We start from the raw sequence: 19,226 nt of genomic DNA on the forward strand, positions 1-19,226 counted from the left end.
CGGAAAGACGCTTTCATGTTCGACGTTGCGATCATCGGCTGCGGGCCGGTGGGGGCCTTTGCGGCCAATTTACTTGGGAAGGCGGGCGTCTCGGTCCTGGTGATCGAGCGCGAGGCCAACCCCTATCCCCTGCCCCGCGCGGTCCATCTGGACCATGAGATGATGCGCCTGTTCCAGTCGGCCGGCGTCATCGACCGGGTCGCCCCGGACATGCGCGATACCGAGGGGCATCTGCATGTCGGCGCCGATCATGGCGTGATCCGCTACATGGGCACGGTCGGCCGCCCCCGCCCCTTTAGCTGGTCCAACGACTATTTCTTCTACCAGCCCGAACTGGAAGACCATCTGCGCGATGCGCTGGACGTCTATCCCAATGTCGAGCTGTCGCTGGGCACCGCGTTCGAGGCGCTGGCGCAGGACGAGGACGGCATCACGCTGACGCTGCGGTCGGACGCTGGCGAGGAACAGGTCCGCGCCCGCTATGTCATCGCCTGCGACGGCGCGCGCAGCGCGGTGCGCAAGGCGCTCGACATCGGCCTGGATGATCTGGATTTCGAGGAACCCTGGCTGGTGGTCGATGCCGAGGTCGATGGCCCGGTCCGCTTCCCCGACCTGTGGGGCGTGCCGCAAGCGGCCGACCTGCAGAAATTGTCGGTGATGATGTGCGATCCCAAACGCCCGGCGACCATAGTGCCGGGGCGCGGCAATCACCGTCGTTGGGAGTTCATGCTGCTGCCCGGCGAAGACGACCAGGCGATGATGCAGCCCGATGCGGTGGCTGCGCTGGTCGCCCCCTATCTTGACGGCGTGCCGCACAGGATCGTGCGCGCGGCTACCTATCGTTTCCATGGACTGATCGCCGAGCGGTGGCGGCAGGGCGGCGTCTTCCTGGCCGGCGATGCCGCGCACCAGACGCCGCCCTTTTTCGGCCAGGGCATGTGCCATGGCCTGCGCGACGCCGCGAACCTGGCGTGGAAGCTGGAACTGGTGCTGGCGGGCAAGGCGCCCGAAAGCCTGCTCGACAGCTATCAGCCCGAGCGCGATCCCCATGTCCGCGCCGTCATCTCCGCCGCCGTGGGCGCGGGCCGCTATATCTGCGTGCTCGATCCCGACGCCGCGGCCGCGCGCGACCATCAGCTGCGCGAAGCCGCCAAGGGCGCCCAGAGCGGCACCGCTGCCGACCTGATCCCCGCCATCGCCACCGGCATCATCGCCACCGGAACGCCGGGTGCGGGCGAACGCTTCATCCAGCCGCGTGTCGGCGACCGGCTGCTGGACGATGTGACCGGCGATGGCTGGCGCCTGTTCACCCGCCAGCCGGTTGTCGGCGGTGACGTGACCGTGATCGATGTCGCGGACCTGGGCGATGACGGCCATATCGCCGACTGGCTCGATGCGCGCGGCGTCGAGGCGGTGCTGGTCCGCCCCGACCATTATGTCTTCGGCACCGGCAAGCCCGCAGAGCTGATCGCCCGGCGCGACGCGCTGATCGCCGGCACCGCCCGGCAGGAGATTGCGGCATGACCCTCTCGCTCGCGCAGGCCCGTGCCATCATCGACGCCGCACTCGCCAAGGCACGCGCCGATGGTGCCCAGCCGCTGGCCGTCATCATACTCGACGCCGGCGCCCATCCGGTCGCCTTTGCCCGCGAAGAGGGCGCCAGCCTGTTCCGTTTCGACATCGCGAAGGCCAAAGCCTCGGGTGCGCTGGGGATGGGCGCGGATACGCGGGTGCTGGCCACCCGCGCCGCGTCCAACCCTGTCTTTTTCCAGAGCATCGCAGCGGCCACCGGCCAGATGGCCTTCTCACCCGGCGGCGTGCTGATCCGCGATGCGGACTGCGCGCTGATCGGCGCGGTCGGCATCAGCGGCGACACCGGCGAGTGCGACGAGGCCTGCGCCATCGCCGGCATTGACGCCGCCGGACTTTTCCACGGAGACAGAAAATGAAGCTGCGCAGCATCGAACTGGCGCTGCCCCATGCGGGTGAGGCCGCTGCCTTCCTGACCGACATCTGGGGCATGGCCCCGGCGGCGATCGAAGGCGAAACCCATTATCTGCGCGGATCGGGCAGCTATCCCTATCTGGTGGCGCTGACGGAATCGGCGGACGCCTATGTGCGCTCGACGACCTTCGTCTGCACCGCCGACCGGCTGGAACAGTTGAAGCGCAGCGTCACCGCCGCCGGCCTGCCCGCGACACCCACCGTGTCGGAAGATTTGGGCGGCGGCCATGGCATCATCGTTGAATTGGCCGAGGGCGAATTGCTGCGCTTCCTGGTCGATGCCGAGGAGGTCGCGCCGATCGCGGGCACCGACCTGCCGGTCAAGCTGACCCATGTCGTCTTCAACAGCGCCGACGCGGAGGCAACCGGCCATCTGGTCGAGCAGGCGCTGGGCTTTCGCGTCTCGGACCGGACCAAGGGCATGGTGTTCGTGCGCTGCAATGACTCGCACCATTCGACCGCCTTTGCCCGCGCCGGCTTTTCCAGCCTCAACCATATCGCCTTCGAAATGGCGGACATGGACGCGGTGATGCGCGGCATCGGCCGGTTGCGCGACCATGGCATGGTGCCCGCCTGGGGGCCGGGCCGCCATGGTCCGGGCGCCAATATCTTTGCTTATTTCATCGCCCCCTTTGGCCCGGTGATCGAATTTTCGACCGCCGTGGAAAAGGTGGCCGAGGATTATCAGCCCGGCGCGCCAGAGGACTGGACCTGGCCCGAGGGCCGGATCGACCAGTGGGGCATGTCCGACAAGGATTTCGCCGGCCTGCGCGCCGCCGAAGAGAAATTCCGCCATCGCCGCGACTGGGATGCCCGGCCGCTGGACCTGATCAACGAGGAACAAGCCTGATGCGCTATGTCAGTTTCCGCCGTCCCGACGGCACCCCCAGCTTCGGCCGGATCGAGGGCGAGACGATCGTCGAGCTGGCGACCGATGTCGCGCCGAGCCTCAAGGCCGCGCTGACCGACGGCAGCCTGTCGGGTCTGGCCGACGGCGCATCCTATGCCGCCGCCGATGTCGTGCTGCTGCCGGTGATCCCCGATCCCGCCAAGATCCTGTGTGTCGGCCTCAACTATGCCGAGCATGTCAAGGAAACCGGCCGCGAGCAGAAGGCGCATCCGGCGATCTTCGTGCGCTATGCCGACAGCCTGATCGCCGATGGCCAGCCGATGGTGAAGCCGGCCGTGACCGAGCGGTTCGACTATGAGGGCGAACTGGCTCTGGTGATCGGCAAGCCCGCGCACAAGGTCGCGGCCGCCGACGCCTGGGACTATGTCGCCGGCTACGCCGCCTTCAACGATGGCAGCGCGCGCGACTGGCAGCGCCACAATATCCAGTTCACGCCGGGCAAGACCTTTCCCGGCACCGGCGGCTTCGGCCCGGCGCTGGTGACGCCCGACGAGATTGACGATCTGGCCGCGCTGCGCGTCCAGACCCGCCTCAATGGCGAACTGGTGCAGGACCAGCCGGTCAGCGACATGATCTGGGATATTCCCACGGTCATCGAATATGTGACCGCCTTCACGCCCTTGAGCCCCGGCGACGTGATCGCCACCGGCACGCCCGGCGGCGTCGGCGATAAGCGCACCCCGCCGCTCTACATGAAGGCCGGCGACAAGGTCGAAGTGACCATCGGCACCATCGGCACGCTCAGCAACCGCATCATCGACGAACAATAACAATCATCAACCCGCATACCGGGGGAGGACAGACCATGCGTAACATCCAAATCACCATTGCGGCCCTCGCCAGCGCGAGCGCCATCGCGATCACCGCGCCGGCCTTCGCACAGGACGCACCCGCGCCCGAACAGGCGGCCCAGCCGGCGGACAATTCCGACATCATCGTCACCGCCCAGCGCAAGGCGGAGAAGGTGACCGAGGTGCCGATCTCCATCACCGTGGCCAATGCCGCCCAGCTGGAACGGCAGCAGGTCAACACGATGAACGACCTCAACCGCATCGCGCCGAGCCTGGAAATCCAGCAGGCGCCCGGCCAGAATACCGGCGGCGGCGGGTCGATCCGCGGCATAGGCACCCAGACCTTCTCGGCCGGTGCCGTCGCCTCGGTCGGCGTGGTTGTCGACCAGGTGAGCCAGGGCAACGCCAATATCTCCGACCTGTTCGACGTCAGCCGGATCGAAGTGCTGAAGGGACCACAGGGCACCTTGTTCGGCCTCACCACATCGGCCGGCGTCATCAACATCACCACCAATGCGCCCGATCCGACCGGCTTTGCCGCTCGCGTCCGTACCGAATTGTCCGACGCCGGCACGCTGGGGTCGAAGTTCGGCAACCAGATCGTGCAGGGCATGGTCAACATCCCGCTGGCGACCAACGCCGCGATCCGCCTGTCGGGCGTCGCCAATTTCCGCCAGGGGCCGAACCGCAATGCCAGCACCGGCGACTATAATGATACCGATCGCTACGGCATTCGCGGCCGCTTCCTGTGGGAGCCGACCGACCGCCTGACCGTCAATGTCATCGGCGACTATACCAAGAGCCGGATCGAGAATGGCGGCGACTTCTTCACCTTCGTCAAGACCAGCGGTCCGGGCACGGCGCTGGGCGGCCTGCTCGCCGACACCACCGGCATCACCGCCCGGCTTGCCAGCTGTGGCGTGACGCCGGGCGAAGGCAATCGCGACTATTGCAGCGATGACAGCTATGTCGGCCATACCGAAAATTATGGCGGATCGCTGCAGGTCGATTATGAGGCCGATCCCTTCACCCTCACCTCCATCACCGCCTATCGCAAGTCGAACGAGACCGGCTATGGCGCGGCGACCAACGTGTTCCGCGGCGATCCGCTGGAATTGCAGGTCGCCAATGGCCCGACCAACCGGCGCCTGAGCCTCTTCACCCAGGAATTGCGCGTCAGCTCGCCTGCCGACCAGTTCCTGGAATATACTGCCGGCGTCTTCTATTCGAACCAGAAGCAGACCCGCGATCCCGAAACGCTGGCGGTGTCGGTCGTGCCCTTCCCCGGCCTCGTCATCCCGATCGTGCGCAACCCCGGCGCCGACATCGACATTCAGGATGAATCGCTCGCCGTGTTCGGCCAGGGCACCTTCCATTTGTCGCCCGCACTGCGGCTGATCGCCGGCGGTCGCTACACCACCGACCGCCTGTCGATGGACCGCTACGACTATTTCACCCCCACCGATCCGTTCAGCCGCACCGTGCTGGACGTCCAGAAATTCTCCTGGCGCCTGGGCGCGCAATATGACCTGGCCAACGACACCATGGTCTATGCGACCGCCTCGCGCGGGTTCAAGGGCGGGCAGATCGCCATCCCCTCGGCGCCGGCCAAGCCCTTCGTCGTGCAGCCGGAAATCCCGACCGCCTATGAACTGGGCCTCAAGAGCACCTTGTTCGGCGGCTGGGTCGCGGACCTCAATGTCTTCTACAGCAAGATCAAGAATTTCCAGGCGCAGCAGTGCACGGTGGACAGCACCGCGGTCATCTCCTGCGTCCAGACCAACATCAATGGCGTGAAGTCGCGCGGCGCGGAAATCAACTTCTTCGGCAAGGTCTTCGATGGCCTGTCGCTCAACACCGGCTTCATCTATGCCAAGGCGACCTATCCGGGCGGCTTCATCGGCACCGATGGCACCAATATCGGCGGCAGCCAGCTTGCCTATGCGCCCAAGTACAAGTTCACTTTGTCGGGCGAATATGAAGCGCCGGTCACGAGCCGCCTGAAGGGCTTCCTGGCGGCGGATACGGTGTGGAAGTCGAAGGTGCGCTACGAAGCCAATTCGAACGACGAAACCACCTTCCGGTCGCACTGGCTGGTCGGCGGCCGCATCGGCCTGCGCACCGATGACGATCGCTACAGCGTCGCGATCTTCGGTCGCAACCTGTTCAACGTGCATGAGCCTTCGCTGATGCAGAGCGACTTCCCCTACACCACCGACCAGGGCGAGCAGAATATCGGCGCCATCTATGGCCCGCAGTCCTTCCGCCAGATCGGCATCAGCCTGGACGCAAAATTCTGATCCTCCTGAGGCGGGGCGCCGCTGGTGGCGTCCCGTCTTTTTTCCTAATCCTTCTGGCCAGAGGGGACATATGAAGCCGATCAGGGACGCCATCACCGCACTGGGCACCGATCTGGGACCGGACATACTCGGCCAGTGCCGGGCGCTGTTCGATGCCGAGCAGATGGCGCTGGCGGCGGCGGTTCCGGTGACGCAGGCCGACATCGCCTATGGCCCGGATGCCCGCCACCGGCTCGACCTCTATGCCCCCAAGGGTGATGCCCCTGCCCCCATTCTGGTCTTCGTCCATGGCGGCGGTTTCCTGAAAGGCGACAAGGGCAGCGCCGACGCCTGGCCCAATGCCAATGTCGGCCGGATGGCGGCGCAGGCCGGGTTCCTGGGCGTCGTCATCAATTATCGCCTTGCCCCCGACCATGGCTGGCCGGCGGGGTCCGAGGATGTCGCGGCGGTCGTCGGCTGGCTCAAGGATCATGCCGCCGAACATGGCGGCGATGCCGATCGCATCGTCCTGATGGGCACATCGGCCGGCGCGGTCCATGTCGCGGGCTATCTGAAACTTGCCGGATCGGACGCCGTGCGCGCCGCCGTGCTGCTGTCGGGTCTTTATGGCTATACCCCGCTCGATCCGCGCGACACGCTCTATTATGGCGATGCTTCATTTTATCCCGACCGCATGCCGCTGGAGGCCGTTGCCGCAACCGATCTGCCGCTGCTGATCGCCTGCGCCGAGTTCGACCCGCCCCGCTTCCAGGCCGAGTTTCTGAGGCTGTTGCAGGACCGGCTCGCCCGCCATGGCGCCATGCCGCGCGCCTTCATCCAGTCGGGCCATAATCATTATAGCATGGCCATGCATCTGGGCACCGCCGACCGGCGGCTGTTGCAAGAAATCTGCGCCTTTGTGCGCGAAACCACTGCCTGACAATTATAATAGGAGAGACGGAACATGCTGGATCGCCGCACCCTTCTGGCTACCGGCGCCGCGCTGATGGCCGCCCCTGCCATCGCCGCGCGCAAGAGCGCCACCCCCAATTTCCCCAAGGGCTTCTACTGGGGCGCGGCCACTGCGCCGCATCAGGTCGAGGGCAATAATATCGCCAGCGACCTGTGGTTCGTGGAGAATCAGCAGCCGACCGTCTTTGCCCAGCCTTCGGGCGACGCCTGCAACAGCTTCGCGCTGTGGGAAACCGACCTCGATCTGGTCAAGGCCATGGGCCTCAACGCCTATCGCTTCGGCATCGAATGGGCACGGATCGAGCCGGAAAAGGGCCTCTTCTCCCAGGCGATGCTCGATCATTACAAGGCGGTGATCGACGGTTGCCATGCCCGCGGCCTGGCCCCCATCGTCACCTTCAGCCATTTCACCGCGCCGCGCTGGTTCAGCGCGCAGGGCGGCTGGACCAACCCGGAAAGCGCGCAGCTTTTCGCCCGCTATTGCGACAAGGCGATGCGCGCGCTGGGCCAGGGCATCGCCAGCGCCATCACCCTCAACGAGCCCAATATCCTGCTGTTGCTCAAGCCCATGCTGCCGCCGCAGGTGTGGGACATCCAGAAACTGACGCTGGAAACCGCCGCCAAGCGGCTGGGCGTGCCCAAATATGTCTGCGCCAATGTCGCCGGCTTCGACGATCTGCCCGCGCTCCAGACCGGGCTGGAAGCCGCGCACAAGGCCGGCAAGGCCGCGATCAAGGCGGTGCGCGGCGACCTGCCGGTCGGCTTCTCGCTGGCGCTGATGGATGATCAGGCGGTCGGCGCCCATTCGGTGCGCGATACCATGCGCAAGCAGCTTTACGGCAACTGGCTGGAGATTGCGAAGGCCGACGATTTCATCGGCGTCCAGAATTACGAGCGCGCCCTGTGGGGCGACAAGGGCCGCCTGCCCGCGCCCAAGGGATCGGCCGTCAACTGGTCCGGCACCGAAGTCTGGGCGCCCTCGCTCGGCGGCGCGGTGCGCTTTGCCCATGAAGCGACCGGCGTGCCGATCCTGGTGTCCGAACATGGCGTGGGCAGCGACGATGATGCGGTCCGCGCGAAGTTCATTCCCGAAGCGCTGGCGGGGCTCAAGGCCGCGATCGACGATGGCGTGCCGGTGCTGGGCTATTGCCACTGGTCGCTGCTCGACAATTTCGAATGGATCTTCGGCTACAAGCCCAAATTCGGCCTGCACAGCGTCGATCCGGTGACCTTCGCCCGCACGGCCAAGCCCAGCGCCGCCGTCTATGGCGCGATCGCCCGCCGCAACGCGCTCTGAAGGGGAGGCCTGCCATGAAGCGCCTTGTCCTCCTGCCGCTGCTGCTGGCCTCGCCCGCCATCGCGCAGATGCCGACGCCCGTGCCGGCGCAGGCTCCGGCCGAGCCCAATGCCATCCCGCTCTATCCTGATCTGAAGGCGCCCAAGGGATCGGCCGAGAATTGGGTGCGTTTCGGCGACGACCTCGCCGTGCGCAACGTCACCGTGCCGACCATTACGCCGGTCCTGCCCGATCCGGCGAAGGCGACCGGCGCGGCGGTGATCGTCGCGCCCGGCGGCGCCTTCATGCTGCTGGCGATGGATCATGAGGGCTGGAATGTCGCGCGCTGGCTGGCCGATCATGGCGTCGCGGCCTTCGTCCTCAAATATCGGCTGAACCAGACCCCGGCCGACACCGCCGAGGCATCCGCCTATATGGGCAAGCGCATGGCGGATTCGCTGCGCGATCCCAACGTCCCGCCAACGATCAGCGAGCCGCGCGCCACACTGGATGCACTAGCCGCACTCAAACTGGTCCGCGCAAACTCGAGCAAATGGGGCGTAGATCCGAACAGGGTCGGCATGATCGGCTTTTCCGCCGGCGCCATGACCGTCATGAACGCCACGCTGGAGGGCAAGGGCGCGGATCGCCCGTCCTTCATCGGCTATGTCTATGGCCCGATGCTGCCGCGCGATGTCCCCGCCGACGCGCCGCCGATGTTCGCGGCGATCGCCAATGACGACAGCCTGTTCCCCAATCCCTCCTATGCGCTGGTGGAAAGCTGGCGCCGGGCGCATGTGCCGGTCGAACTCCACGCCTATGAACGCGGCGATCATGGGTTCGGCATGGGCAAGCCGGGCACGACGACCATGGGCCTGCTGCCGCAATTTCTGAGCTGGATGGACATGCGCGGCCTGCTTACGAAGGCGGGACAATGACCGGCACCGTCTCGATCCGGCGGGAGGCGGCGATCAGCGTCGGCATCAATGGCGCGTTGAGCCTGGCCTTCTTCCTCGCTGTGTTCGGCACTCAGCCGCGCCTGCTGGCCTGGGCGACGCCCGATCGACTGGCGCTGGATTTCGTGCCGCAGAGCATTGCCGTTGCGCTCATGAGCGCGCTCGTCCCGGCGCTGATCGCGCGCAGACGGGTGGGTGGCGCCCTGCGTCCGATCCTGCTGCGCGCCGCCGGCTTTGCGCTGGCCGGCGCCGCGCTGGGCGGGTTGCTTGCACTCGCGACCGGTGGCCTGCCGCCGATCGGCTGGAGCGCCGCGCTGGCCATCAAGATTGCCTATGGCGGCGCGCTCGGTGCGCTGGTCGCCAGTCTGGCGCTGCGGCGGATGCTGTCATCCGCCCCAATCATCTGAATGAGGATCGCCCCGATGACATTCCGTTCCCTGCGTCTCGCCATGCTGCTGGCCGGCACTGTTCTCGCCATGCCGGCTCAGGCCGACGATCTGGCCGACGGCTTCAACAATCCGCCCCAGTCGGCCCGGCCGCGTGTGTGGTGGCACTGGCTGAACGGCAATGTGACCAAGGACGGGATCGACAAGGATCTCGACTGGCTGGCGCGCATCGGCATTGGCGGGGTGCAGAATTTCGACGCCAATCTGCAGACACCGCAGATCGTCAAGGAACGGCTGGTCTATATGACCGACGGCTGGAAGGACGCCTTCCGCCATGCCGTCCAGACCGCCGATGCCAAGGGGCTGGAATTCGCGATCGCGGCGTCGCCGGGCTGGAGCGAGACTGGCGGCCCCTGGGTCAAGCCGCAGGACGCGATGAAGAAGCTGGTCTGGTCTGAAGTCGAGGTCGAGGGCGGCCAGCGGGTCAAGGGCGCCCTGCCCGCCCCGTCCAATGTGACCGGCGCGTTCCAGAGCGCCAAGTTCAGCGATCCGCTGGCGGGCGACGCGGAGATACCGGACCAGCCGCGCGCCTATGGCGAGGCGCGGGTGCTGGCCTATCCGATTGCAGCGGCACCCTTGCCGACGCCCCGCATCCTTGACGCCAATGGCCAGCCGATCGCGGGCGCCGCCGCGCTGGGCGATAGCGATCTGGAAACCGTGGCCCAGATGGCCAAGGGCGATGCGGCGCATCCCGGCACGCTGATCCTCGATTATGGCAAGCCCGTCACGGTGCGATCGGCCAGCCTGTTCGTGCCTCATGCCCGGCCGCCCTTCGGTGATCCCGCCTATCGCCCGACGATCGAGGCGGAAACGGCGCAGGGCTGGCAGCCGCTCGGCCGCTTCTCGCTGACCGAAGTCGCCTCCACCACCAGCTTTGCGCCCGTCACGGCGCAGCGCTTCCGGCTGGTCCTGTCGCCCAATGATGCCGCCAAGTCGCCGGGCCTGGGCGATGGCGCACCCGGCGCGGTGATGATCGACGTGTTCGGCCGCCCGGCCAGCCCGACCCTGGGCATTGGCGACCTGCGCCTGTCGGCCGAGGCGCGGATCGACCAGTTTGAAGCGAAGGCCGGCTATGCCATCGCATCCGATTATAACCGTCTGAGCATGGGTCCGGCCGATGCACCGGCGATCGATCCGGCCAGGGTCATCGACCTGACCGACCGGCTGCGCCCCGACGGCACGCTCGACTGGACCGCGCCCAAGGGCACGCGCTGGCGCATCGTCCGCATGGGCTGGTCGCTGACCGGCAAGACCAACCATCCCGCCACGCCCGAAGCCACCGGGCTGGAGGTCGACAAATATGATGCGGCCGCCGTGCGCCGCTATCTCGAAACCTATCTCGCCATGTATCGCGATGCGGTCGGCGCCGACTGGATCGGCAGGAAGGGCATCAGCGCGCTGCTGACCGACAGTATCGAGGTGGGCGCGTCCAACTGGACACCGCGCATGGTGGAGGAGTTCAAGGCGCGGCGCGGCTATGATCCCGTCCCCTTCCTGCCGACCCTGACCGGCGCAGTCGTGGGATCGCCCGCGTGCAGCGACGCCTTCCTGCATGATTATCGCCAGACCCTGGCCGACCTGCTGGCCGACGCCCATTATGGCACGGTGGCGCGGGTCGCGCATGAAAATGGCCTGACCGTCTATGGCGAAGCGCTGGAAAATGGCCGGCCGGTGCTGGGCGACGACCTTGCCATGCGATCGCATACCGACGTGCCGATGGCGGCGATGTGGACCTTCAATCGCGGCAGCGCGCCGCGCCCGACGCTGATCGGCGACATGAAGGGCGCGGCGTCGGTCGCCCATATCTATGGACAGAATATCGTGTCGGCCGAAAGCATGACCTCGGCCTTCGCGCCCTGGGCCTTTGCCCCGGCGGACCTCAAGCGCGTGATCGACCTGGAATTCGTGTCCGGCGTCAACCGGCCGATCGTCCACACCTCCGTCCACCAGCCGGTGGATGACAAGGTGCCGGGCCTCAGCCTCATGATCTTCGGCCAATATTTCAACCGCCACGAAAGCTGGGCCAATATGGCCAAGCCCTGGGTCGACTATATGGCGCGCACCGGCTTCCTGTTGCAGCAGGGCCGCGACCATGCCGACATCGCCTATTTCTATGGCGAGGATGCGCCGATCACCGCGCTGTTCGAACATGGCGTGCCGGCCGACCTGCCCAGCGATTATGCCTATGACTTCGTCAATGCCGAGATTTTGGCGACCAAAGCGTCGGTGCAGGATGGCGACCTGATCGCCGGCAAGGCGCGCTACAAGGCGCTGTATCTGGGCGGATCGAGCAAGGTGATGACGCTCGCCACGCTGCAGCGCATCGCCGCGCTGGTCGAGGCTGGCGCCACCCTGATCGGCACGGCACCCGAACGCGCGCCCGGCCTGCAGGACGATCCCGCCGCCTTCCGCGCGCTGGTGGCGAAACTGTGGAGCGGCAAGCCGGTCGGCAAGGGCAAGGTAATCGCCAGCGCCGATATCGACGCCGCGCTCGCCGGCACGGGCATCGGCGCCGATTTCCGTGTCACCGGCAGCGGCGATGCCGGTGCCTATCGCTTCCTCCACCGCGCCCTGCCCGATGGTGACCTCTATTATGTGACCAATGGCAAGGCGCAGGCCGAGCATGTCGAAGCGCGTTTCCGCGTCACCGGCCGCCAGCCGGAAATCTGGCGCGCGATCGACGGCAGCGCCGCGCCGCTGTCCTATAGGACCGAGGGCAGCGACACGGTCGTCCCGCTCGATGTCGGGCCGGAGGATGCCTTCTTCATCCTGTTCCGCAAACCGGCGCAGGCCCCCAGCCGGACGATCGCGCCGGTGGCGGTGAAGCCGGTCGCCACCCTGTCGCAGCCCTGGACCGTGCGCTTCCAGCCGGGTCGCGGCGCGCCGGCCGAGATTGCGATGCCCACACTGACGGCGCTCGACAAGAGCAGCGATCCGGGCGTGCGCTATTTCTCGGGCGAGGCGACCTATGCCAGCAGCTTTACGTTGCCCAAGGGCGCCAAAGCCGGCGCACCGCTCTGGCTTGATCTGGGCAGTGTCGGCGATGTCGCGGAGGTGAGGGTCAATGGCCAGGTCGCGGGCACAAGCTGGTTCGCCCCCTATCGCCTCAACGTCGGAAAGCTGGTGAAGCCCGGCCGCAACGCGATCGAAGTGAAGGTCGCGAACCTGTGGGTCAACCGCCTGATCGGCGACCAGCAGCCCGGCGCGGACAAGATCACCTTCACCGCCGCCCCCACCTATCGCCCCAATGCGCCGCTGCGTCCGTCGGGCCTGATCGGGCCGGTCACGCTGTCGGCGGAACAATAAGCAGGGGCCGCGCGGATGCTCGCTTGAACGCGGGAAAGTCGCCGCCTATCAGGCGGTCATCATGACCGACGATCAGCAGAGCATCCGCGCCATCCTCGACCGGCTGCGCGCCCCGGCGGGCAATCCCGTGGCCCGCGCCCGCTGGCTGGTCGAACGGCAGGTGCCCGAAGCGCGGCGCGGCCCCGGCTGGGACCGGCACTGGCGCGAGCTGGAAGCCTATCTGGACAGCCCGGTCAGCTGGTCGGGCAATCGCGACGCGGACGGGATCGAAGGGTGGGACGATGACGTCTGACCGGCTGATCGACATGATGATCGCGCGGCTGGTGATCGCCCATGGCAAGAGCAAGCATCATTGGCGCAAGGCGATCGGCCCGGTCCGAATCTACAGCCGCGCCACCCATCCCCATTGCAACTGGGCCTTCACGCCGAACGGCACGGCGGGCGAGATATCGGTGATCGAGACGCTGCTCGACGACCTGCACCTGCGCCATCCGCTGATCGATCGATAATGCCAAGCCCGCGCGGCGCTTGAGCGTTGCAAGGTGCTGATGCGCCAGCATCACTGCACCTTGTCAAAGACAAAGGGCGCGGACGGCCTGTCGCCATCCACGCCCCCTTGCGACCCCGAAGGGATCGGAATCAGCCGGCGAGCTGCGTTTCCAGTTCGCCCAGCACGCGATAGCAGTCGAACACCTTGGCGACCGAGCTGTTGGGCTCGCGGCCCTCACGGATCGCGCTAATGAACTCGCGGTCCTGCAACTCGATGCCATTGTTCGAGATGGCGACCCCGGCCAGATCGATCGGCTCTTCCTTGCCGTTCACCAGATCGTCGTAGCGGGCGATATAGGTGTCGGTGTCGCCGATATAGCGGAAGAAGGTGCCAAGCGGCCCGTCATTGTTGAAGCTGAGCGACAGGGTGCAGATGGCGCCGGTCTCGCTCTTGAGCTGGATCGACATGTCCATGGCGATGCCCAGTTCCGGATGGATCGGCCCCTGCATCGCATGGGCGGCGACGATCTTGCCGGCCTGATAGGCGAACAGGTCGACCGTATGCGCGGCATGATGCCACAGAAGATGGTCGGTCCACGACCGCGGCTCGCCCTTGGCATTGATGTTCTTGCGGCGGAAGAAATAGGTCTGCACGTCCATCTGCTGGACGTTGAATTCGCCCGCCTGGATGCGGTTGTGGACGAACTGGTGCGACGGGTTGAAGCGGCGGGTATGGCCGACCATGCAGACAAGACCGGTTTCCTGCTGCTTGGCGAGCACCGCCTGCGCATCGGCCCAGCTGTCGGCGAGCGGGATTTCCACCTCGACATGCTTGCCCGCATTCATGCAGGCGATCGCCTGTTCCGCGTGCATCTGGGTCGGCGTACACAGGATCACCGCATCGACATCGTCACGCGCCAGCGTCTCGTTGAGGTCGGTGGTCACATGGCCGATGCCATATTTCTCGGCGACCTTCTTCGTCGCCTCCAGTTCGCGGCCGATGATCGAGGTGACGGTGACGCCGTCGATATTCTTGAGGCCATCAAGATGCTTTTCGCCAAAGGCGCCGGCACCGGCGAGGGCAATACGCATGGAATTTTCTCCATCTAAAGCCCCTCCCTTCCAGGGGGGGGTGAATAGAGACACCTGTCTCTATTCAAGGGTGGGTGCCTCCGAAGGAGGCTCGCTACGCTCGCACCCACCCCCGGCCCCTCCCTGGAAGGGAGGGGAGGCACGAGTGCGAACCGAAATTCAGTCCGTTGGTTCGAGCACCAGGTGCCCGACCGCAGTGTTGGAAGCGGGAACATGATAATGGCGGTGCAGCGGCCGGACCTTGTCGCCCAGCGCGCCGCGCATGATCAGCCACATGACCATCTCGATCCCTTCGGACCCGGTCTCGCGCAGATATTCGATATGCTCGATCGCGCGCAGCGCCTCGCCATCGTCGCTCTGGCTCATCAGGTCGAGGAAACGATTGTCCCACTCGGCATTGATGAGTCCGGCGCGCGGCCCCTGAAGCTGGTGGCTCATGCCGCCCGTGCCCCAGATCTGCACGTTGAGATCCTCGGGGAAGCTCTCAACCGCGCGGGCGATCGCCTCGCCCAGTCGCCAGCAGCGATTGCCCGACGGCGGCGGATAGGTGACGACATTGACCGCGACCGGGATCACCCGGCACGGCCAGGCGTCGGGCTGGCCGAACATCAGGCTCAACGGCACGGTCAGGCCATGGTCGACATCCATCTCGTTGATGATGGTCATATCGAATTCGTCGAGGATCAGGCTCTGGGCGATGTGCCAGGCCAGGTCCGGCTCACCGATCACGTCGGGCACCGGGCGCGGCCCCCAGCCCTCGTCGGCCGGCTTGTAGCGTTCGCCACAGCCGATCGCGAAGGTCGGGATGATCTTCATGTCGAAGGCGGAGGCATGGTCATTATAGACCAGGATCACGACATCGGGCTTTTCCTGCGCGATCCATTGCCGCGACCAGTCATAGCCGGCGAACAAAGGCTGCCAGTAGGGTTCGGCGGTTTTGCCCAGATCCATGGCAGCGCCGATGGCGGGCACATGGCTGGTGGCGACGCCGGCAGTGATGCGGGCCATCAGCGTTTCTCCTTGATGGAGCGGACACCCTGAGGCGAGCGGCCGCCGGCGATCATCATCGCCTGATAGTCTTCCGGGCTCATCCCGGTCATGGTGCCGACCGCCTGCAGGAAGCTGAGGCCGTCGGTCGAGAACACCTTAGCAAGGAAATAGATGTTCCCGCCCAGGTCCAGGCAACGATTATAGTCGCGGTCCAGGATCGCCTGTTTCTGCGCCTCGGTCATCGGCCATTCGTCGATATAGGCGCGCTCGCCGGCCAGCCAGCGCACGCGGTTTTCCGCCTTCATCAGGCTCATCGCGAACTGGTTCATCCAATAGCCCTGACGCGCCCGCGCCGCCGTATAGACGCGGGTGCCGGGGATATCGTCGAACTCGGCGAGATATTCGTGGATATCGATGCTCATCTCATCCTCTCTTGGCATCCATCCCCCGGCCCTTCCTTCCAACAAAGGACCGGGGGATGAACGCGCCCCTCCGCGGGGATAGGGTTACAGGCCGCGCGCCTTCAATTGCGCGTCGAGCCGGGGGAAGACCCGGCGGGCATTGCCCTCGAAGATCGCGGCACGCTCGCCCTCGCTGATGTCCAGCGCATCGACATAGCGCTTGGTATCGTCGAAATAATGGCCGGTGGTGGGATCGATGCCGCGCACCGCGCCGACCATTTCCGACCCGAACAGGATATTCTTGTTGTCGATCACGTCGGCCAGCAGGTCGACGCCGGGCTGATGATAGACGCAGGTGTCGAAGAAGATGTTGTTCATCAGATGGGTCGACAGGTCGGGCTTCTTCAACATGTCGGCCAGGCCGCGATAGCGACCCCAATGATAGGGCACGGCGCCGCCGCCATGCGGGATGATGAACTTGAGGGTCGGGAAGTCCCTGAACAGGTCGCCCTCCAGCAACTGCATGAAGGCGATCGTGTCGGCCGCGATATAATAGCCGCCGGTCGCGTGCATCGCCGGATTGCAGCTGCCCGACACATGGATCATCGCCGGCACGTCCAGCTCGACCATCTTCTCGTAGAAGGGATACCAATATTTGTCGGTCAGCGGCGGATGCTGGAAATGGCCGCCGCCCGGATCGGGATTGAGGTTGCAGCCGATGAAGCCCATGTCGACGCAGCGTTCCAGCTCGGCAATGCTGTTGGCCATGTCCGCCTTGGGCGACTGGGGCAGCATGCACACGCCGACGAAGGTTTCGGGGAACAGGCCGACGACGCGCGCGATCAGGTCGTTGCAGCGCATCGCCCATTCCTTCGCCACCGCCGCGTCGCCGACATGGGGGGCCATGGCCGAAGCGCGCGGCGAGAAGATGGTGAGGTCGGCGCCACGTTCCTTGATCAGGCGCAGCTGGTTCGCCTCGATCGTCTCGCGGATTTCGGCATCGCTGATGTCGGGATAGGCGGGGGCAGGCACGCCCGCCTTGAATGCCGCCTTCTGCTCCTCGCGCCAGGCGTCATGCCCCTTGGGCAGCACGGTATAATGGCCGTGGCAGTCGATAATCATGGTCATGCCGCGTCGGCCTTTCCTGTCTGTTCTGCTTTTGCTTGGATGATGCTGTCGATCTTGGCGCCCAGCCCTTCGGGCGGTGCCTTGAGGCCCAGCGTGCCGATCGCCTGCTGGCGCTCGACCGTGCCGCGCGTCATCGCGGAACCGGTGCCAAGGCCGTCGAGCGTCTTGACCACCTCCTCCATCTCGGCCGCGCGGCGCAGTCCGTGGACCATCATACGGTCGAGATTATAGTCGGCGCGAATGTCCCAGGGACGCGGTTTCTCGCTGGCATCGAGCGATCCGATCACCTCGTCCAGCACGCCCGCCGCATCGGCCGCCAGCATGCACTCGGCGGTCAGCGCCTCCAGCCCCTTGACCATCACCGACCGGATCATCTTGATCGCCGACGCCCGGCCGACGGCCTCGCCGACGACGCGGATATTGGTGAAGCCCAGCCGGGCCAGCCCTGCCCGCGCCGCATCGGCATGGGCACCGCTGACCAGCAGCGGCACGTTCAGCCGGGCCGGATCGACCGGCGCCATGACGGCGACATCGACATAATGGCCACCGGCCGCCTCGATCGCGCGGGCCGCCGCCTGCTTGGTCTGCGGCGCGACGCTGTTGAGATCGCAATAAAGCGCGCCGGGGGCGATATGGGCGGCGGCGGCCTGCGCCACGGCCAGCGCCTGGTCGGCGGTGACGAGCGACAGGATGAAGGTGACGGGCGCAACAGCATCGGCCAGCGTCGGCACGGCCCGGACGCCGGCCCTGGCACAGCGCGCCAACATCGCATCGCGGGTGGCGCCGACATCGGTCTGGATATCATAGACGCGGGCTGCGTCGATCCAGTCCCCCGCCATCGCAAAGGTGGCCCCTGCCTCGCCAAATCCGATCAGACCGATTTCCTGCTCCATGTCGGGTTGGATGACGGATCATGTCAGATGCCGCCAATCGAATCCGCTGGACCAGTATAAGATTTTACGAATTCATATGTGCCGCAGCCTGATCGATCGCGGCCATGAACTGCTGCTGCAACCGGGTCGGGCGCCAGTCGGCCCGCGTCGTGAGGCCGATGGTCCGGCTGATCGCGCCGGGTGCCGGGCCGATATCGATCAGCAGCCCGGCCTCCAGCTCCAGCGCCAGCTGATCGTGCGACAGCAAGGTCAGATACTCGCCGCCGACCAGCAATTGCCGGATCGTCATCACCGATCCGCATTCGATCGGCACCGCCGGCAGATCGCCGCCCAGCGCAGCAAACATCGCCTGCCACAATTGCCGCAGCGGCGTGCCCTCCGGCGGCAATATCCAGGGATAGCGGCGCAGCGCATCGGCGTCCCAGCCCGCCGCCAGCGCATGGCCACGCCGCGCCAGGATGGTCGGCCGATCCTCGAACAGGGGCCGCTGCGCCAGGTCCAGCGCCATGGCGGGATCGCGCAGCGCACCGACCATCATGTCGATCTCGCCATCGCGCAGCGGGCCGACCAGTTCGGCATGCGATCCTTCATGCACGCTGATGTCGACCAGCGGGAAATCGGCGCGGAACCGGGCGATCGCATCCGGGATCAGGCGCGCGCGCGAAAGCGGCATGGCGCCGACCAGGATGCGCCCGCCCTCCTGCCCGCGCAGGTCGGCCAGATCCTCCAGCCCCTGCCGCAATTCCGCCAGCGCCAGCCGCAGCCGCTGCGCCAGCACCGTCCCGGCCCTGGTCAGCATCACGCCACGCCCGCGCCGGTCGACCAGCCTTTGCCCCAGCGCCAGCCCCAGATCGCCGACCGCCCGGTGCAGCGAGGGTTCGGCCACGCCGGTCGCCACCGCCGCCGCGGCATAGCTGCCGCCGCGCGCCAGGGCGACGAAGGCGCGCACCTGCGCCGCCGTCACCCGGTTGCTGCCGATCAGCCGCAGCGCCGCATCGATCCGGGGCTTCAGCCGCTCCGCCGGCTCCAGCGCGACCATGCCGCCGGGCTGGCGCGCGAACAGCGGCAGGCCCAGTTGCGCCTCCAGCTTGGCGATCCCCTGGGTCACCGCCGGCTGGGTCAGGTTCACCGCGCGCGCCGCCAGGCTGACGCTGCCAAGCTCCACCACGGCCGCCATCGCGGCGAGATGACGGATATTGAACTGGTCGGGGTTCATGTCCAACACTTAGCAAAAATTTATGCACTGGTTCCAGTTCGGATTTGAGCATCGCGCTGCACCTGTCCACATCGCTG

At 66.3% G+C, this 19,226-nt stretch carries 18 protein-coding genes; 12 read left to right on the forward strand and 6 right to left on the reverse strand.

Annotated elements, in window-relative coordinates:
* The first annotated feature begins 15 nt into the window (after positions 1 to 15).
* The 12 genes from ACUCV3_RS03555 to ACUCV3_RS03610 all read left to right on the forward strand — a co-directional run bounded on the left by ACUCV3_RS03555 (position 16) and on the right by ACUCV3_RS03610 (position 13,449).
* Positions 16 to 1,524: a bifunctional 3-(3-hydroxy-phenyl)propionate/3-hydroxycinnamic acid hydroxylase gene (locus ACUCV3_RS03555; protein ID WP_122928317.1), complete on the forward strand. Its 1,509-nt coding sequence runs from the start codon at positions 16 to 18 to the stop codon at positions 1,522 to 1,524.
* Positions 1,521 to 1,949, forward strand: coding sequence for a GlcG/HbpS family heme-binding protein (locus ACUCV3_RS03560; RefSeq protein ID WP_122928318.1), 429 nt, complete (start codon positions 1,521 to 1,523; stop codon positions 1,947 to 1,949). The genes ACUCV3_RS03555 and ACUCV3_RS03560 overlap by 4 nt, the downstream gene beginning before the upstream one ends.
* Entirely contained in the window at positions 1,946 to 2,854 is a 909-nt protein-coding gene (locus ACUCV3_RS03565) for a VOC family protein (protein ID WP_122928319.1), read from the forward strand. The genes ACUCV3_RS03560 and ACUCV3_RS03565 overlap by 4 nt, the downstream gene beginning before the upstream one ends.
* Positions 2,854 to 3,684, forward strand: a complete 831-nt coding sequence (locus ACUCV3_RS03570) for a fumarylacetoacetate hydrolase family protein (protein ID WP_122928320.1) — start codon at positions 2,854 to 2,856, stop codon at positions 3,682 to 3,684. The genes ACUCV3_RS03565 and ACUCV3_RS03570 overlap by 1 nt, the downstream gene beginning before the upstream one ends.
* 35 nt (positions 3,685 to 3,719) lie before the next feature.
* Positions 3,720 to 6,005 (forward strand): TonB-dependent receptor, encoded by a 2,286-nt coding sequence (locus ACUCV3_RS03575; RefSeq protein ID WP_122928321.1) that lies wholly within the window; start codon positions 3,720 to 3,722, stop codon positions 6,003 to 6,005.
* A gap of 70 nt (positions 6,006 to 6,075) precedes the next feature.
* Complete coding sequence (locus tag ACUCV3_RS03580; RefSeq protein ID WP_122928322.1) at positions 6,076 to 6,924, forward strand: alpha/beta hydrolase; 849 nt, start codon at positions 6,076 to 6,078, stop codon at positions 6,922 to 6,924.
* 24 nt (positions 6,925 to 6,948) lie between these two features.
* Positions 6,949 to 8,253 carry a family 1 glycosylhydrolase gene (locus ACUCV3_RS03585; RefSeq protein ID WP_122928323.1) on the forward strand — a complete coding sequence of 435 codons (1,305 nt, stop codon included), beginning with the start codon at positions 6,949 to 6,951 and terminating at the stop codon, positions 8,251 to 8,253.
* A 14-nt stretch (positions 8,254 to 8,267) separates the two neighbouring features.
* Entirely contained in the window at positions 8,268 to 9,170 is a 903-nt protein-coding gene (locus ACUCV3_RS03590; protein ID WP_122928324.1) for an alpha/beta hydrolase, read from the forward strand.
* Positions 9,167 to 9,595 carry a hypothetical protein gene (locus ACUCV3_RS03595; protein WP_122928325.1) on the forward strand — a complete coding sequence of 143 codons (429 nt, stop codon included), beginning with the start codon at positions 9,167 to 9,169 and terminating at the stop codon, positions 9,593 to 9,595. The genes ACUCV3_RS03590 and ACUCV3_RS03595 overlap by 4 nt, the downstream gene beginning before the upstream one ends.
* Before the next feature lie 15 nt (positions 9,596 to 9,610).
* The gene (locus ACUCV3_RS03600; protein ID WP_278377026.1) at positions 9,611 to 12,940 is read left to right on the forward strand and encodes a glycosyl hydrolase; all 3,330 of its coding nucleotides are present in this window, start codon (positions 9,611 to 9,613) and stop codon (positions 12,938 to 12,940) included.
* A gap of 61 nt (positions 12,941 to 13,001) precedes the next feature.
* Positions 13,002 to 13,232: a hypothetical protein gene (locus ACUCV3_RS03605; protein WP_004208426.1), complete on the forward strand. Its 231-nt coding sequence runs from the start codon at positions 13,002 to 13,004 to the stop codon at positions 13,230 to 13,232.
* On the forward strand, positions 13,222 to 13,449 hold the full coding sequence (locus ACUCV3_RS03610) for a hypothetical protein (protein ID WP_122928327.1): 228 nt from the start codon (positions 13,222 to 13,224) through the stop codon (positions 13,447 to 13,449). Before ACUCV3_RS03605 ends, ACUCV3_RS03610 begins: the two co-directional genes overlap by 11 nt.
* A 130-nt stretch (positions 13,450 to 13,579) precedes the next feature.
* Here ACUCV3_RS03610 and ACUCV3_RS03615 read toward each other — a convergent pair whose 3' ends face one another.
* The 6 genes from ACUCV3_RS03615 to ACUCV3_RS03640 all read right to left on the reverse strand — a co-directional run bounded on the left by ACUCV3_RS03615 (position 13,580) and on the right by ACUCV3_RS03640 (position 19,149).
* Complete coding sequence (locus ACUCV3_RS03615) at positions 13,580 to 14,521, reverse strand: Gfo/Idh/MocA family oxidoreductase (protein WP_097384488.1); 942 nt, start codon at positions 14,519 to 14,521, stop codon at positions 13,580 to 13,582.
* A gap of 159 nt (positions 14,522 to 14,680) precedes the next feature.
* The gene (locus ACUCV3_RS03620) at positions 14,681 to 15,529 is read right to left on the reverse strand and encodes a class III extradiol dioxygenase subunit beta (RefSeq protein ID WP_122928328.1); all 849 of its coding nucleotides are present in this window, start codon (positions 15,527 to 15,529) and stop codon (positions 14,681 to 14,683) included.
* Positions 15,529 to 15,933: a protocatechuate 4,5-dioxygenase subunit alpha gene (ligA, locus tag ACUCV3_RS03625; protein WP_004208430.1), complete on the reverse strand. Its 405-nt coding sequence runs from the start codon at positions 15,931 to 15,933 to the stop codon at positions 15,529 to 15,531. Before ligA ends, ACUCV3_RS03620 begins: the two co-directional genes overlap by 1 nt.
* Positions 15,934 to 16,017: 84 nt before the next feature.
* On the reverse strand, positions 16,018 to 17,040 hold the full coding sequence (locus ACUCV3_RS03630; RefSeq protein ID WP_026109430.1) for an amidohydrolase family protein: 1,023 nt from the start codon (positions 17,038 to 17,040) through the stop codon (positions 16,018 to 16,020).
* Positions 17,037 to 17,933, reverse strand: coding sequence for an NAD(P)-dependent oxidoreductase (locus ACUCV3_RS03635; protein ID WP_122928329.1), 897 nt, complete (start codon positions 17,931 to 17,933; stop codon positions 17,037 to 17,039). The genes ACUCV3_RS03630 and ACUCV3_RS03635 overlap by 4 nt, the downstream gene beginning before the upstream one ends.
* 64 nt (positions 17,934 to 17,997) lie before the next feature.
* Positions 17,998 to 19,149 carry a LysR substrate-binding domain-containing protein gene (locus tag ACUCV3_RS03640; RefSeq protein ID WP_069337804.1) on the reverse strand — a complete coding sequence of 384 codons (1,152 nt, stop codon included), beginning with the start codon at positions 19,147 to 19,149 and terminating at the stop codon, positions 17,998 to 18,000.
* Positions 19,150 to 19,226: the final 77 nt, after the last annotated feature.

This window comes from Sphingobium sp. VMM (assembly GCF_056790315.1).

Excerpts from the sequence above, each read along its gene's own strand:
- ACUCV3_RS03555 (WP_122928317.1), top strand. The coding sequence starts at position 16 with ATGTTCGACGTTGCGATCATCGGCTGCGGGCCGGTGGGGGCCTTTGCG.
- ACUCV3_RS03560 (WP_122928318.1), top strand. The coding sequence starts at position 1,521 with ATGACCCTCTCGCTCGCGCAGGCCCGTGCCATCATCGACGCCGCACTC.
- ACUCV3_RS03565 (WP_122928319.1), top strand. The coding sequence starts at position 1,946 with ATGAAGCTGCGCAGCATCGAACTGGCGCTGCCCCATGCGGGTGAGGCC.
- ACUCV3_RS03570 (WP_122928320.1), top strand. The coding sequence starts at position 2,854 with ATGCGCTATGTCAGTTTCCGCCGTCCCGACGGCACCCCCAGCTTCGGC.
- ACUCV3_RS03575 (WP_122928321.1), top strand. The coding sequence starts at position 3,720 with ATGCGTAACATCCAAATCACCATTGCGGCCCTCGCCAGCGCGAGCGCC.
- ACUCV3_RS03580 (WP_122928322.1), top strand. The coding sequence starts at position 6,076 with ATGAAGCCGATCAGGGACGCCATCACCGCACTGGGCACCGATCTGGGA.
- ACUCV3_RS03585 (WP_122928323.1), top strand. The coding sequence starts at position 6,949 with ATGCTGGATCGCCGCACCCTTCTGGCTACCGGCGCCGCGCTGATGGCC.
- ACUCV3_RS03590 (WP_122928324.1), top strand. The coding sequence starts at position 8,268 with ATGAAGCGCCTTGTCCTCCTGCCGCTGCTGCTGGCCTCGCCCGCCATC.
- ACUCV3_RS03595 (WP_122928325.1), top strand. The coding sequence starts at position 9,167 with ATGACCGGCACCGTCTCGATCCGGCGGGAGGCGGCGATCAGCGTCGGC.
- ACUCV3_RS03600 (WP_278377026.1), top strand. The coding sequence starts at position 9,611 with ATGACATTCCGTTCCCTGCGTCTCGCCATGCTGCTGGCCGGCACTGTT.
- ACUCV3_RS03605 (WP_004208426.1), top strand. The coding sequence starts at position 13,002 with ATGACCGACGATCAGCAGAGCATCCGCGCCATCCTCGACCGGCTGCGC.
- ACUCV3_RS03610 (WP_122928327.1), top strand. The coding sequence starts at position 13,222 with ATGACGTCTGACCGGCTGATCGACATGATGATCGCGCGGCTGGTGATC.
- ACUCV3_RS03615 (WP_097384488.1), bottom strand. The coding sequence starts at position 14,521 with ATGCGTATTGCCCTCGCCGGTGCCGGCGCCTTTGGCGAAAAGCATCTT.
- ACUCV3_RS03620 (WP_122928328.1), bottom strand. The coding sequence starts at position 15,529 with ATGGCCCGCATCACTGCCGGCGTCGCCACCAGCCATGTGCCCGCCATC.
- ligA (WP_004208430.1), bottom strand. The coding sequence starts at position 15,933 with ATGAGCATCGATATCCACGAATATCTCGCCGAGTTCGACGATATCCCC.
- ACUCV3_RS03630 (WP_026109430.1), bottom strand. The coding sequence starts at position 17,040 with ATGACCATGATTATCGACTGCCACGGCCATTATACCGTGCTGCCCAAG.
- ACUCV3_RS03635 (WP_122928329.1), bottom strand. The coding sequence starts at position 17,933 with ATGGAGCAGGAAATCGGTCTGATCGGATTTGGCGAGGCAGGGGCCACC.
- ACUCV3_RS03640 (WP_069337804.1), bottom strand. The coding sequence starts at position 19,149 with ATGAACCCCGACCAGTTCAATATCCGTCATCTCGCCGCGATGGCGGCC.